Here is a 13,546-nt window from a genome sequence, read left to right as displayed (position 1 = left end):
CTCGTGCCGTCACGAGACGGCGGGCTGAACGATGATCTTCACGTTCCGGTCCTTGTGGTTGACCAGTTCCTCGAAGCCGTGCGCGACGATGTCGCCGAGCGCGATGCGCCCGGTGATCAGCGGCTGCACGTCGATGCGGCCGTCCGCGATGAAGCGGATCACGTCCGCGAATTCGCCGTTGTACGCGAGCGAGCCGATCACTTCCTTTTCGGTCGATACGATGTCGAAGAAGTTGAACGGCGTGGGCTCCTCGAAAATGCCGACCATCACCGACTTGCCGGCCTTGCGGATCACGTCGATCGCGAGCTTCGCGGTGGCCGTGTGCCCGATGCACTCGAACGACACGTCGGCGCCATAGCCGCCGGTCAGCGCCTTGACTTCCGCGATCGCGTCGGACGTCTTCGGATCGATGACGACGCTCGCGCCGACTTCCAGCGCCTTCTGCTTGCGCGCGGCCGACATTTCCAGCGCGATCACGCGCCCGGCGCCCGCGGCCTTCGCGCACATGATCGTGCACAGGCCGATCGTGCCCGCGCCGACCACAACGACGGTCTGCCCGACGATGTTGCCGGCCTTCTTCACCGCATGCAGCCCGACCGCGAGCGGCTCGATCAGCGCGCCGGCCTCGGTCGGGAAGTTGTCCGGCAGCTTGTACAGCAGTTCGGCCGGCACGTTCACGTATTCGGCGAACGCGCCGTTGTTCATCAGCCCGGTAAACGCGAGGTTCTCGCAGATGTTGTACAGCCCGTGTCGGCAATACCAGCAGGTGCCGCAATGCTGGCATGCGTCGGCCGTCACGCGGTCGCCGACCGCGAAGCCGGTCACACCCGCACCGAGTTCGGCGATCTCGCCGCTGAACTCGTGGCCGAGGATGCACTGGCCCTTCAGGCCCGTCAGCGGATGCGGCGCATCGACCGGGATGAATACGGGGCCCGCGACGTATTCGTGCAGGTCGGAGCCGCATATCCCGCACCAGTGCACGCGAATCGTGACCCAGCCTGCCGGCGGGCGTTCCGGAACGGGAACCTGTTCGACGCGGATGTCGTGGCGGCCATGCCAGACGGCGGCCTTCATGCTGGGGGCGGTGGTCGGTGCCGGTGTACTCACGTTGCTGTCTCCGTCAGGTTGTCGTCGGGCGCGAGGCATGGCTGCCGGTGCGCCCGTCGCGCGATTGCGCGATCGACCGGTATGCAGGAACGGGGCCAGCGTGAATCGGCGCGGTGTGTTGTGACCGGACAGGGTGGGCGGGATGCGATGCACCATTTCGCTTTGCAGCGACAGGAAACGATCTGGCAGGAAGCGTGCGAGGCGTTTGCTGCGGCTGCGAAACGGCGGATCGGGTGAGACGTTGGGACGTTCGTCTCAGCGCAATGAGACGAATCCTGAGACGAACGGCAATGGGCGGCGTGGTTCGATTCGCGTTCAGGCGACGACTTCGTCCACGGCGACCGGGGCGAGCGCTGTAAATCCGGCGGCGCGGTACAGCGGCCGACCGGCCTCGGTCGACATGAGCCACACGCGCTGCGCGCCACGTTGGCTCGCGTGCGCGACGATCGCGGCGAGCAGTTGCGTCGCCAGGCCGCGGCGCCGGTATGCGTGCGCCGTCCCGACGCGGTCGACGACGATATCGCGCGGTGACGCGAAGCCGTAGCGCGCGGTGGCCGCGATCTGCCCGCCGAACCGGTGCGCGAACAGGAATGCGGCCGGATTCGGCTGGAACGGCGGGAATGCGTCGCTGGCGTTGAATGCGTCGATGTCGTTCGGCGTGTCGCAGGCAAGCGCCTGGGCGAGCGCGTCGTCGCCCTGCAGCACGCCGATATCGGCGGCCATGAAATGCTCGTCCGCCAGCCGGCGCGTCCTGCCGTGCAGCGCGGGCGCCAGTGGTGCAGCGCCGTAGCGCGTGAGCCACGCGCCGACGGCAAACGTGCCATCGCCGGACACGGGCGCACCCTCGATCATGAAATGCTCGACAGGCCGGCCCATGTCGCCGTCGAACTGCACGACGTGGCCGTCCGGGCTGTCGTGCAGCGGCGCATCGCGCTGGTCGCGCGCGGCGCAGTACCCGGCGATGAAGGTGCGCACGGCGGCCTTGCGGCGGGAGAAGGCGGACCAGGCTTCGTCGAGCGGGAACAGGGCGGCCGGTGCGGGAGAGGCGGTCGGCATGGGCGGGTGCGCAGCGTTGTCGGGGCAAAGCCGACAGCTTAGATCAGGATGCCGTCGCTGTCGCGCCGGCTCATTGCCGCGATCGCCGAAACGGATCGTTGCGCACGTTACCCCTTTACTTAAAGTGAACTTCAATTTGTATCATGTGCGCCAGTCCGATCGCGGCTGCGTGAGACATCCCGTTGCGCGCGGCCGTTTCAACGGGGGTAGGGATGACCGAATCGCCTGTCGCGGCCGATGCCGCCGCGCTGCCGTCGCGCAGCGACCGGGCCGCCGTCGCGAACGTCGTGCTGGCGAGCATCGTGTCGGCGTTGCACGTCGGCAAGGCGACGATCGCATTGCCGTCGCTCCAGCACGAGTTCGGCGGCTCGCTCGCGTCGCTGAGCGGGATCATGTCGGTGTTTCCGTTCGTCGGCGTGTTCGGCGGGATCGCCGCCGGCCTGCTGGTGCGGCGCTGGGGCGACCGGCTGCTGCTGGTGACGGGCCTCGTCATCCTCGGCCTGTCGAGTGTCGCCGGTGCATGGGCAGGCAGCTTCGCGCTGCTGCTGGCCACGCGCTTCGCCGAAGGGCTCGGTTTCGTGATCGTGGTGGTCGCCGCGCCGGCCGTGCTGAATCGCGTGACGCCACCCGAGCGGCGCAATCTCGCGTTCGGCCTGTGGAGCACCTTCATGCCGGCCGGCATGGCGCTGTCGATGCTCGTCGGGCCGTTGCTCGGCGGCTGGCGCAGCGGCTGGCTCGCGGCCGCGGCGCTGACGCTCGTCGCGGCGGCCGCGGTACCCGTCACGACGCCCGCCGGCGCGCCGTCGCGGCAGGCAGCCGCGACCCGCATCGGGCCCGCGCTGCGCGACGTGCTCGCGTCGCGCTCGACCACGCTCCTGGCACTGGGGTTCGCAACCTACAACGTGCAGTTCTTCGCGGTGATGACGTTCCTGCCGGTGTTCTTGATGCAGCGCCTCGGCGTCGCGGTCGGCGCGGCGGGGCTGATCAGCGCGGCGATCGTCGCCGCGTGCGTGATCGGCAACCTGACGGCCGGCTGGCTGCTGTCGCGCGGCGCGCGGCCGGGGATCGTGATGGCCGCGACGTCGGTCGCGATCGGCGCGGCCGGCGCAGGGCTCTTCAGCGCGGCGACGCCCGCGCCGCTCGCGGTCGCGCTGGGGTTCGCCTTCTCGGCCATGGCCGGGATGCTGCCCGCGACGATCCTCGCGTGCGCGCCGGGCTCGGCGCCTTCGCCGTCGCTGGCGCCGCTCAGCATCGGCTGGGTCGTGCAGGGCAACTATCTCGGACAGGTGATCGGGCCGCTGACGATCGGCGCGATCGTCGGCGCGTTCGGCTGGTCGGGCGGCATCGGGCTGATGCTCGCGGCCGCCGTCGCCGGCGCGGCGATCGGCCTGTCGCTGCCGCGCGAACCGATGGGCCGGCGCTGAACGCGGCGCCGGCGCCGTTCAACCTGCACGGAAATCCGTCAAGCATGCTCAACACCATGGAAAGCCTGATCTGCGAAGAAGACGTGTCGTGCGATGCGCCGGCATCGGGCGAACACGATGAGACGCCGTCGCGCGGTGGGGGCGTCGCGCATCCGCTCGTGACGATCGGCCGCGTGCTGGTTCCGGAACACGCCGCGGCTTCGCCGTTGCGGCCGCAACTGTTCGTCACGGTGCTGGAGGCCGGCGACGAGGGGCTGCTGATTCGATGGGTCGAGAGCGGCCGTTGCCATTACGGCGAGCAACGCTGGCGCCTGCGCGTCGCGTTGCAGCCGGGCCGCTGCGCGATCTCGGGGCGGCCGATCGAGCCGGGCGAGCCGGTGTTCCGGCCGGTACGGCGGCCCGTGCCCGCCAACGGCGACGAGATGATCTGCCCGGCATCGGTGCCGGGTGCGGCGGGCGCGATGCGGGACGGCGTGCCGGAGGACGACGACGCACGCGATCCGGCCGATGTTCGTGGCTGAACATCGGCCGGCGGCGGACCGACGTTACTTCTTCAGGTCGTGCCGGTACTGGATGAACCCGGCATTGTTCGCGAGCTTGTCGTACAGCGCGCGCGCGGTCGTGTTGGTTTCGTGCGTGAGCCAGTACACGCGGCTCGCGCCGGCGTTGCGGGCATGTTCGTACACGGCCTCGATCAGCGCGCCGCCCGCGCCTTGCCCGCGTGCGTCCGCTGCGGTGTACAGGTCCTGCAGGTAGCAGTACGGCCCTTCGGTCCAGCACGAGCGGTGGTAGATCGAATGCACGATCCCGACCAGCGCGCCCGATGCGTCGAAGGCGCCGAGCACGAACATCGGTTCGGCGGGATCCATCAGGCGGCCCCACGTCGTCGCGAACACCGCGTCGCTCAGCGCGGTGTCGTAGAACTTCTGGTAACTCGCCCACAGCGGGCGCCACGCGGCTTCGTCGGCGGCGACGAGCGGGCGCACCGTGACGCGTGTCGCGTCGTTCGCGCGGCCGGCCGCATCGCGGGCGCTCGCCTGCGCGTGGCGGATCGCTGTGAGCGACCGGCGCTGCTCGCCCTGCGCGTCGAAGTTCTCCGGCGCGAGCCACGCGTCGAACGCGGCGCGGACGTCCGGCCATTCGCCGTCGATGATCGAGAACCACGCGGTGTCGCGATTGCGGCCGCGGTAGATGATCGCCTGCCGGAACGTGCCTTCGTAACGGAAGCCGAGCCGCGCGGCCGCCTTGCGCGACGGCGCGTTCAGGTCGTCGCACTTCCATTCGTAGCGCCGGTAGCCGAGCGTGTCGAACGCGTACTTCATCAGCAGGAACTGCGCTTCGGTCGACACGGGCGTGCGCTTGAGCAGCGGCGAGAACGTGACGGAGCCGACTTCGATCACGCCGTTGGCCGGATCGATGCGCATCAGCGCGAGCGTGCCGACCGCGCGGCCCGTGGCGCGATCGATCACCGTGTAGTGCAGCGGATCGGCGCTCGCCTGCGCGCCGCGCGCGTAGTCGCGATAGCTCGACTCGTCGGTGTACGGGCCGTGCGCGAGATAGGTCCAGTCGCTGCCGTCGGGCGCCTGTGCGTAGGCGGCGTACAGGTCGGCCGCATGGCGCTCGGCGTCGAGCGGTTCGAGCCGGCAGTAGCGGCCTTCGAGCACGATGCGCTCCGGGCGCGGGCGCGCGGACCAGTCGGGAACGGGGTGGCCGATGGGCTGCTGGAAAGCGTTGGTGAGCGTGGACAAGGTCGATCTCGCTTCGGTTGGCGGCCGGCGACATGCCGGCATGCAGACGATCGTAGTCGCGGCGAGGTACCATGAGAAGCGCCATGGATCGGCAAATTTATGGTGCCACGAGCCATGCGCCATGTTCCGACACTTTCACGCTGCGATGTTCCGATGACGACTGCCTTTCCTTCCGGCGACGCGCCGTTGCTGCCGCTCGACGCGCCGCTGGCGCGCACGCCGGGCGCGCCTTCGCTGCAGCGCCAGTTGCTGCGCCGCGTGCGCGACGCGATTCTCGGCGGCGCGATGCCGGCCGGCACGCGGCTGCCCGGCACGCGTGCGCTCGCCGAGACGCTCGGCGTGTCGCGCAACACGACGGCCGCCGTCTACGAGCAGCTCGTTGCGGAAGGTTTCCTGCAGTCCGACCGGCGAGGCACGCGCGTCGTCGGGCTGTCGCGGCCGGCGCCGCCGCGCCGGCGGGCCGCGCCGCCGGCCGTCGCGCAGCGGCTCGGCCGGATTCGCCCGAGCCTCGTCGGCACCGGCGAATCGGAGGGCTTCCGGCCGGGCGTGCCCGCGCTGGCCCATTTCCCGGTGGATGCGTGGCGGCACGCGATCGACCGCGCGATGCGTCGCACCGGCCGCGACCTGCTCGCGTATGGCGACCCGCTCGGCGAGCGCGCGCTGCGCGAATCGATCGCGCGCCACCTGGCCGTGACGCGCGGCGTGCGCTGCGATCCCGAGCAGATCGTGATCACCGAAGGCGCACAGGGCGCGATCGCGCTGTGCGCGCAGCTGCTGACGAACCCGGGCGATACGGTGTGGGTCGAGGAGCCCGGCTATCGCGGCGCGCGCACCGCGATGCAGGCGGCCGACCTCGACGTCGTGCCGATGCCGGTCGACGCGGAAGGGCTGCGCGCGGATGAGGACGACTGGCGCGAGCGGACGCCGCGCCTCGTCTACACGACGCCGTCGAACCAGTTCCCGACCGGCGCGGTGCTGTCGATCTCGCGCCGGCTCGCACTGATCGATGCGGCGCGCCGGCATCGCGCGTGGATCATCGAGGACGACTACGACAGCGAATTCCGTCATACCGGCGAGCCGATCGGCGCGATGCACGGGCTCGCGCCCGATTCGCCGGTTGTCTATCTCGGCTCGTTCAGCAAGACGATGTTTCCGGCGCTGCGGATCGGCTTTCTCGTGCTGCCCGAGGCGCTGCTGGCCGCCGTGCGGCCGGTGTTGCCGGAGATGCTGCGCGGCGGGACGCGCCATGTGCAGCTCGCGCTGGCCGATTTCATCGAGACGGGCGAATACGGCCGCCATCTCGGGCGGATGCGCCGGTTGTACCGCGACCGGCGGCGGTCGCTGCTCGCCGCGCTCGACGGCAACCTGAGCGTGCCGCACCAGGTCGAGGGCGGCCCGTGCGGGCTGCATCTCGCGTTGCGGATGCCGGCGCGCTATCGCGATCGCTCGATCGTCGAAGCGGCGCGCGCGCACGGCATCGGGCCGTTCCCGCTGTCGGGTTTTTCGATCGACGCGGCACGGGCGGGCAACGGGCTCGTGCTCGGCTTCGGCAATACGTCGGCCGATGCGTTCGAGCCGATGTTACGGATGTTGTCGACGATCGCGCAGCGGGTGGGCGGCGATTGACGGCGGCTGGCAGCGCGCGCGGGCAACCCAACCCGTCGCCGGTGATTTTCGCTGCCGTGGAAGCGTTGCGCAGGACAGGTAAGGGCAAACTGCCCGCCTTCCCGGCGGAGATCGTTGCCGCAGCCGCTGGCTGCGGCGTTCGCGGTGGAGGAGGCTGCCAACCTTTGACGCGATGCCGCCTTTCGACGGTCGGAAGCGGCAAGTCCGCAGCCGTCAGCAGGCCGGTTTTTCGTACAGCGACCAGACATGGCCGCCGGGTCCCGGCTCCGGGTAAAGTCCGGCGCGGACAAAGCCGAGCGACTCGTAGTACGCGCATAACTTCGCGTTGTGAGCGGCGCAGTCGAGTCGGACGAAACGCCGGTTCAGTTTGCTCACCTTGTCGGCGCATCAATCCAGCATGAGGCCGCCGAGTCCGTGACCGTTGAAGCCGTCCCGCACGCAAAGCCCGTGCACGTAACCGGCGACCGGTTCCTGCGGCCCCCAGTGATCGTCGACATCCAGGCGCAGCGAAAACGTTCCGACCGCAACGCCGTCCTGCTCGACGACATACACGTCCTTTTCGGCGATGTTGTTGCGCACCCACCGTTCGGAAAATCCGTCGCCTTCCTTGCCCCACGCGTAGTCGCGATGCGCCACCTTCCTAGCGTGCGCATCGTTGCGGATCTGCATCAGGGCCGCTATGTCCGGTTCACCTGCCCTGCGGACGACCATGCCTGTCATCGCTTCATCCCTTCACCGTTTGTCCGAGAGCGAAGGTTAGCAACGCGCGCTTACATTGCGCCAACCGCCGATGCGCCGGACGCCGAACCGGACCGGACCGCACGACGCCGCGCGGGACAATCGGACTTGTGCGGATTGACGAACCGCCCACTTTGTTCGGAACGAACGCCATCACGGCTCCGCAGCTACCGTGCCACCCCGGCATACGGGTTTCGATTCGTATGTTCCAACCCGCGTGTGCGCTATAAATGGATGCGTGTACCGGTGCTTGTCGGGCGCCTGCGCGTCTCGCGCAGGTTGGCGCCGCGACTGCCGGGGGAGGTGCACCGTGGTTCGCCTGACGCTTGCTCGCGCCGTGCTTCGCACCGCGTTGATCGGGGGCGTGTTTGCCGGCTGTTTGTTGCCCCCGCCGGCCGCCATGGCCGGAACCCTCGCGCCGCCCGCTACGTCACCCGGGATGAAGCCAAGGCCATCCGCCGCGCGTTACGCGATGCCGGTCGACTTTCCGGCGATCGTCGACCGCTACGGTCCGGCGGTCGTGACCATCATGGCCGCCACGCCCGACCCGCAAACCGGCGGCCCGGCCTTTGCACTCCTCGATTCCGACGATCCGCTCGCCGCGTTCTTCCGGCACGGCGCGCCGCCGCCCGCGCAGGACCCGCAGGCACCGGCGCCCGATATGACGCCGCCCCGTGCGGTGTCCGGCAGCGGTTCGGGCTTCATCGTCAGCGCCGACGGCCTGATCCTCACGTCGGCCCATGTGGTCGACGAGGCAACCGACGTGACGGTGCGGCTCACCGACCGCCGCGAATTCAAGGCGACGGTCCTGGCCGTCGATCCGCAAAGCGACGTCGCCGTGCTGCGCGTCAACGCGAAGAAGCTGCCGTTCGTGCGCATCGGCGATTCGTCGAAAGTTCGCGCAGGCGAACCGGTGATGACGATCGGCGCGCCGGACGGATCGGGCAACACGGTCACGGCCGGCATCGTCAGCGCAACGTCGCACCGGTTGCCGGACGGTAGCGCGTTTCCGTTCTTCGAGACCGACATCGCGCCGAATCCGGACAACTCGGGCGGCCCGGTGTTCAATCGCGCGGGCGACGTGATCGGCATCGCGGTGCAGGTCTATACGGGCGCCGACCGCTACGCGAGCATGACGTTCGCGATCCCGATCGCATTCGCGGCAAAGGTACGCGCGCAGTTGCAGGCGCAACAGCAGGCACAGATGCGGGCGCAGCCGGCTCAGGCGCCGACGCCGGGCGCGTCGTCCGGCAATGCACTCGGCGTCGACGTTCAGGACGTCGGCGCCGGGCTGGCCGCGGCATTCGGGCTGCCGCGTCCGGCAGGCGCGCTCGTCAACGGTGTCGCGCCGGGCTCGCCGGCCGCAGCCGCCGGCTTGAAGCCCGGAGACGTGATCGTGCGCGTGGGCGACAAGACGATCGGCCGCTCGGTCGAACTGGACGACCTGGCCGCCGCGCTGTCGCCCGGCGAGAAGGTGTCGCTGCGCGTGATCCGCAACCGCGCGCCGGTGATGCTGACGATCACGGGCGCCGACGAGGCGGCCGGCAACGCGGGCGCGCCGGCCGGCATGGCCGCGCCGAAGGCCGCTGCGCGACCGGGGCCGGGGCCGGGGCCGGGGGCGGGCGAAGGCGGCGACCGCCTCGGGCTGACGATGCACGCGCTGAGCGACGACGAGCGCCGTTCGACGGGGCTCGCGGTCGGGATGATGGTGGACGCGGTGCGCGGCCCGGCGGCACGCGCGGGCATCCAGCCGGGCGACGTCGTGCTGGAGCTCAACGACACGCTGCTCGAGACGCCGGACGACGTGCAGTCGCTCGAAGCGAACGGCGGCAGCGTGATCGCCGTGCTGATCCAGCGCAACAATGCACGGAAGTTCGTGTCGGTGCGCGCGCGTTAAGGCGTTGACGCGGTTGGCGTCATCCGCCTAACATCGTCCGGTATCGCTCGCGGTCAGTCACGCAGTCAGCCACGCATTCAGGAGCCATTCGGCATGAAAGCAGCTTGCTTCATCGTAGTCGTCCACAGGCGCAGGGTCCGGTAGCGGCACCGCGCCGGCACCCATGCGCCCCCGACTCGTTCGGGGGCTTTTTTTTGCATTGCGCACGGCCGTGCGGCGCGTGCGCGGAGGGCATCCGCTTGCAACCGGACCTGTCGACCGCTGCCGAACCGGCGTCGCCGAGACACGCGACGCTGATCCTGCTGTGCGCGTTCTCGGTGCTGCCGCTGAGCCTGTTCCTGCCGTCGCTGCCGGCGATCGCGCGCGACCTGCGCGCCGACTATGCGCTCGTCGCGCTGTCGCTCGGCGGTTACGCCGCGGTGGCCGCGTCGCTCGAGTTCGTGATGGGGCCGCTGTCGGACCGGTTCGGGCGGCGGCCGATCGTGCTGGCGAGCGTCGGCGTATTCGCGCTCGGCTCGCTCGGCTGCGCGATGGCAACCGATATCCGCGCGTTTCTCGCGTGCCGGCTGATGCAGGCGGCGATCACGTCGGTCTATCCGGTGTCGATGGCGACGATCCGCGACACCGGCGGCGGTGCGCGCACGGCGAGCCGGATCGGCTATGCGGCGATGGCGGCCGCGTTCGCGCCGATGCTTGGCCCGACGCTCGGCGGCGTGCTCGACCAGACGGGCGGCTGGCGCGCGAGCTTCTGGCTGCTCGGCGCGGCCGGGATTGCGCTGTTCGTCTGGTGTGCGTTCGATCTCGTCGAAACCCATACGAACCGGTCATCGAGCCTGGGGCAGCAGCTTCGCGCGTATCCGGCGCTGCTCCGGGCGCGCCGTTTCTGGGCCTATGCACTTTGCATGGCGTTTTCGACGGGCTCGTTCTACGCGTTCCTGGCCGGCGCGCCGCTCGCTGCGAAAGCGGTATTCGGCATCGCGCCGGCGGAAATCGGCTTCTACATGGGAACGATCACGGCCGGTTTCGTGTGCGGCAGCTTTCTCGCCGCGCGTTACGCGCGCCGCCATGCGCTGGCCACGACGATCCTGTGCGGGCGGGTCGTCGCGTGCGCGGGCCCGCTGATCGGTCTCTTGCTCGTGTTCGGCGGCGCGACGCATGCGCTCGCATGGTTCGGGCCGTGCGTGCTGGTCGGCATCGGCAACGGGCTGACCAACCCCGGCGCGCATGCCGGCGCGGTGTCGGTGCGCCCGGAGCTGGCGGGCAGCGCGTCGGGGCTGGCCGGGGCGATGACGATCGGCGGCGGCGCGGCGCTGTCGTCGCTGACGGGCGCGGTGCTGAGCGTCGGCAACGCGGGCTATATGCCGCTCGCGATGATGCTGCTGTCGGCGGCGATCGCGCTGGCGGCCGCCGTCTGCGTGCGGGTGTTCGATGCGCGGGACGCCGGACGGTGAACGCGGGTGCGCCCCGGTACCGTGGCGCGGCCGAATGACGGACAATCCGTCGCATGCCGGGAGACGGCGCACCATCCGCGAGCCGTGTTCCCCGACGAGCGCAAAGGGTGACTGGGCGAGGATGCGATGAGCGATTTTTCAGATTTCCAGCGGGACATTGCCGACGCCGCGCGGGCAACCTTCAGGGCGCTGCGGGCATTGCACCCGGACGAGCATTTCTACGCGTTCGCGTTGTACACCGACAGCGGTGCGATGACGGTGGTGCCGGCAGCCAATTCGGTCGAAGGACTGCGCCGCGTCCGCGCGCAACAGGCGATCGCGGACGACGATCCGGACCCGTGGTATGTGTGGGGCTTTTCCGAGTGGGCGTACGCGGCGGCGGAGGCTTCGCCGTTCAATGAGATCTGCGGCAGGCTGGCCGACGAAGTGCTGAGCCCGCAGTTCGTCCGGTCGCGATTCGCGGAATTTTCCCGGCAACTGCACGCCGACATGATCGAGGCATTGCGGCTGCTCGATCGCGACGGCCTGTTCGGCACGGGCGAGGAGCGGGCGGCCATCACGCTGTTCGTGTCGATCAGCGACGACGACGCGGCCGAGGCGCTGGAAAACGAATCGGCGAAGGTGCTGAATCCGCCGGCCGTCGCCGCAGCATTCCTGCGCCGTTACGACTGACCGGAATCGGGATGTCGCACGGCGGCCCCGGAGAGGCGGCCGCCATGGCTGCTTCGTTACGGCTTCGCGCCCATGACGAACTCGAACGCCGCGATGCCGTCGACGCCGCCCGTCACGCGGTCGCCCGGCTGCAGCGCGCCGACGCCGGCGGGCGTGCCGGTGAAGATCAGGTCGCCGGCCTTCAGCTCGACCGAGCGCGACACGTACGCGATGACGTCGGGCACGGCCCAGATCATGTCGGCCAGGTCGCCTTGCTGGCGCGTTTCGCCGTTGACCGCGAGCCAGATGCGGCCCGCTGCCGGGTGGCCGGTGGCCGCCGTCGCGCGCAGCGCGGTCACGGGGCCCGACGCGTCGAAGCCCTTCGCCCAGTCCCACGGACGGCTCAGCTTCTTCGCTTCGGCCTGCAGGTCGCGGCGCGTGAGGTCGACGCCGACGCCGTAGCCCCACACGTGCGACAGCGCATCGGCCGGGTCGATCGACCGGCCGTCCTTGCCGATCGCGACGACCAGCTCGATTTCATGATGGAGGTCGTTCGTCAGCGGCGGATAGGGGACGGTGCCGCCTGCCGGGACGATCGCGTCGGCCGGCTTCGTAAAGAAGAACGGCGGCTCGCGGTCGGGATCGGCGCCCATTTCGCGCGCGTGGTCGGCATAGTTGCGGCCGACGCAGAAGACGCGGCGCACCGGAAAGCGCGCGGACGACTGTTCGACTTCGACGGAAGGACGCTCGGCAGCGTCGATGACATAGGCGGACATCGGATGGCCTCGTTCGGTAGGAAGACGGATGCCGGCGCCTGTGCGGCGCACGGGCCGGCATGCGTGCAACGATACCCGACGCGCATGCGCCCGGATGCGACGCAACTGCGTTTTACCGGGACAAAACTACGCGTCGGCCGCCGCCGGCGCATCGTCGCCGTCCGGCAGCGCGGCGTTCGCGTCGCGGTAGGCCTTCGGCGACACGCCGACCCGCGCACGGAAGCGCCGCGCGAAATATCCTTCGTCGCGGAAGCCGACCGAGCGCGCGATGTCCGCGATGCGCCGGCTCGTATGCGCCAGCAGCGACTGCGCGAGTGCGATCCGGCGCTCGGTCACGAGATCGGTGAACGTGCTGCCGGTTTCCTTGCGGACCAGGTGCGCGAGGTAGTTGGGCGACAGGAACGCGGCCTCGGCGGTCGCGGCGAGCGTCAGGTCCTCGCGGGTCAGGTTCGCCCGCACGTGCCGCAACACGCGCGCGAGCGCGTCGCGCCGGCCCGCCCGCTGGGCGCCGCGCTGCGCGAGCTTGTCGAGCGCACCCGCGTACTGCGTGCAGACGAGCCCGATCAGTTGCAGCAGGTAGCCGCGCAGCAACGTGGTGGAGCCGAATGTGCGCACGCGATCGGTGTCGAGCATGCACAGCGCGAGGCGGCGCGCTTCCTCGTACGTGTCGCCGGTCAGGATGAAGTCGAGATGCTCCTGGAAGCGGAACGGCGTCAGCTCGGGAAAGCGGTGCGCGGGCACGTCCTCGAGATCGAGCGGGTCGACGTCGAGATCGGCGCGCAGGAATGCCTGGCTGAAGTTGATCACGATGAAGTGCGCGCCTTCCGGATGCGGGATCAGGTGCTCGCGGTGCGGCAGCACGAAGGCGAGCGCGCCGCGCGGAAACGGCCGCGTGACGCCGCCGATCCGCTGCTCGGTGTCGCCGCCGAGGTTGAACTGGATCTGGAAATACGCGTGCCGGTGCGGCTCGGTGATCGCCTGGCGCGACGCCTGGTCGCGGATGTAGAAATCGAGCCGGTCGCTGCGTTCGGGCATCCCGTACAGGCGCGGCGGGGCGGTGGAGGGCATGAAG

12 protein-coding genes are annotated in these 13,546 nt (G+C 70.1%); 6 read left to right on the top strand and 6 right to left on the bottom strand.

The features are described from left to right. Positions 1–9: 9 nt before the first annotated feature. Both BFF94_RS10155 and BFF94_RS10150 read right to left on the bottom strand, forming a co-directional pair. Positions 10–1,074: a 2,3-butanediol dehydrogenase gene (locus BFF94_RS10155; protein WP_128844830.1), complete on the bottom strand. Its 1,065-nt coding sequence runs from the start codon at positions 1,072–1,074 to the stop codon at positions 10–12. A gap of 348 nt (positions 1,075–1,422) precedes the next feature. Continuing rightward, a complete protein-coding gene (locus BFF94_RS10150; protein ID WP_128844835.1) occupies positions 1,423–2,163 on the bottom strand; it encodes a GNAT family N-acetyltransferase in 741 nt (246 codons plus the stop codon). 212 nt (positions 2,164–2,375) lie between these two features. On the opposite strand from BFF94_RS10150, the gene BFF94_RS10145 reads away from it, so the two are divergent. Both BFF94_RS10145 and BFF94_RS10140 read left to right on the top strand, forming a co-directional pair. Continuing rightward, entirely contained in the window at positions 2,376–3,587 is a 1,212-nt protein-coding gene (locus tag BFF94_RS10145) for an MFS transporter (protein WP_219139277.1), read from the top strand. 44 nt (positions 3,588–3,631) lie between these two features. Continuing rightward, complete coding sequence (locus BFF94_RS10140) at positions 3,632–4,108, top strand: DUF3331 domain-containing protein (RefSeq protein ID WP_128848516.1); 477 nt, start codon at positions 3,632–3,634, stop codon at positions 4,106–4,108. A gap of 24 nt (positions 4,109–4,132) precedes the next feature. Here BFF94_RS10140 and BFF94_RS10135 read toward each other — a convergent pair whose 3' ends face one another. After that, complete coding sequence (locus BFF94_RS10135) at positions 4,133–5,335, bottom strand: GNAT family N-acetyltransferase (protein WP_219139276.1); 1,203 nt, start codon at positions 5,333–5,335, stop codon at positions 4,133–4,135. 153 nt (positions 5,336–5,488) lie between these two features. On the opposite strand from BFF94_RS10135, the gene pdxR reads away from it, so the two are divergent. Beyond that, the gene (gene pdxR / locus BFF94_RS10130; protein ID WP_219139275.1) at positions 5,489–6,961 is read left to right on the top strand and encodes a MocR-like pyridoxine biosynthesis transcription factor PdxR; all 1,473 of its coding nucleotides are present in this window, start codon (positions 5,489–5,491) and stop codon (positions 6,959–6,961) included. A 387-nt stretch (positions 6,962–7,348) separates the two neighbouring features. On the opposite strand, the gene BFF94_RS10125 is transcribed toward pdxR, so the two are convergent. Continuing rightward, positions 7,349–7,681, bottom strand: coding sequence for a GNAT family N-acetyltransferase (locus BFF94_RS10125; RefSeq protein ID WP_246637266.1), 333 nt, complete (start codon positions 7,679–7,681; stop codon positions 7,349–7,351). 328 nt (positions 7,682–8,009) lie between these two features. On the opposite strand from BFF94_RS10125, the gene BFF94_RS10120 reads away from it, so the two are divergent. From BFF94_RS10120 to BFF94_RS10110, 3 genes are all read left to right on the top strand, one after another. Next, positions 8,010–9,596, top strand: a complete 1,587-nt coding sequence (locus BFF94_RS10120) for a trypsin-like peptidase domain-containing protein (protein WP_219139274.1) — start codon at positions 8,010–8,012, stop codon at positions 9,594–9,596. Between the two features lie 239 nt (positions 9,597–9,835). Continuing rightward, positions 9,836–11,047, top strand: a complete 1,212-nt coding sequence (locus BFF94_RS10115; RefSeq protein ID WP_128845903.1) for an MFS transporter — start codon at positions 9,836–9,838, stop codon at positions 11,045–11,047. Between the two features lie 126 nt (positions 11,048–11,173). Then, positions 11,174–11,719 carry a DUF4303 domain-containing protein gene (locus BFF94_RS10110; RefSeq protein WP_128845900.1) on the top strand — a complete coding sequence of 182 codons (546 nt, stop codon included), beginning with the start codon at positions 11,174–11,176 and terminating at the stop codon, positions 11,717–11,719. Positions 11,720–11,775: 56 nt separating this feature from the next. Here the strand turns inward: BFF94_RS10110 and BFF94_RS10105 are convergent, their stop codons facing one another. Both BFF94_RS10105 and BFF94_RS10100 read right to left on the bottom strand, forming a co-directional pair. Beyond that, positions 11,776–12,474: a fumarylacetoacetate hydrolase family protein gene (locus tag BFF94_RS10105; protein WP_219139273.1), complete on the bottom strand. Its 699-nt coding sequence runs from the start codon at positions 12,472–12,474 to the stop codon at positions 11,776–11,778. A gap of 126 nt (positions 12,475–12,600) precedes the next feature. Beyond that, the gene (locus BFF94_RS10100) at positions 12,601–13,542 is read right to left on the bottom strand and encodes a helix-turn-helix transcriptional regulator (RefSeq protein ID WP_089442303.1); all 942 of its coding nucleotides are present in this window, start codon (positions 13,540–13,542) and stop codon (positions 12,601–12,603) included. Between the last annotated feature and the right edge of the window lie 4 nt (positions 13,543–13,546).

The organism is Burkholderia catarinensis (assembly GCF_001883705.2).
Lineage (GTDB): Bacteria > Pseudomonadota > Gammaproteobacteria > Burkholderiales > Burkholderiaceae > Burkholderia > Burkholderia catarinensis.
This window is presented reverse-complemented; position numbering and strand designations above follow the sequence as displayed.

Bases quoted from the DNA above. Each gene is read 5' to 3' on its own strand.
- BFF94_RS10125 (WP_246637266.1), bottom strand. From the start codon at position 7,681: ATGACAGGCATGGTCGTCCGCAGGGCAGGTGAACCGGACATAGCGGCC.
- pdxR (WP_219139275.1), top strand. From the start codon at position 5,489: ATGACGACTGCCTTTCCTTCCGGCGACGCGCCGTTGCTGCCGCTCGAC.
- BFF94_RS10155 (WP_128844830.1), bottom strand. From the start codon at position 1,074: ATGAAGGCCGCCGTCTGGCATGGCCGCCACGACATCCGCGTCGAACAG.
- BFF94_RS10140 (WP_128848516.1), top strand. From the start codon at position 3,632: ATGCTCAACACCATGGAAAGCCTGATCTGCGAAGAAGACGTGTCGTGC.
- BFF94_RS10150 (WP_128844835.1), bottom strand. From the start codon at position 2,163: ATGCCGACCGCCTCTCCCGCACCGGCCGCCCTGTTCCCGCTCGACGAA.
- BFF94_RS10100 (WP_089442303.1), bottom strand. From the start codon at position 13,542: ATGCCCTCCACCGCCCCGCCGCGCCTGTACGGGATGCCCGAACGCAGC.
- BFF94_RS10145 (WP_219139277.1), top strand. From the start codon at position 2,376: ATGACCGAATCGCCTGTCGCGGCCGATGCCGCCGCGCTGCCGTCGCGC.
- BFF94_RS10105 (WP_219139273.1), bottom strand. From the start codon at position 12,474: ATGTCCGCCTATGTCATCGACGCTGCCGAGCGTCCTTCCGTCGAAGTC.
- BFF94_RS10110 (WP_128845900.1), top strand. From the start codon at position 11,174: ATGAGCGATTTTTCAGATTTCCAGCGGGACATTGCCGACGCCGCGCGG.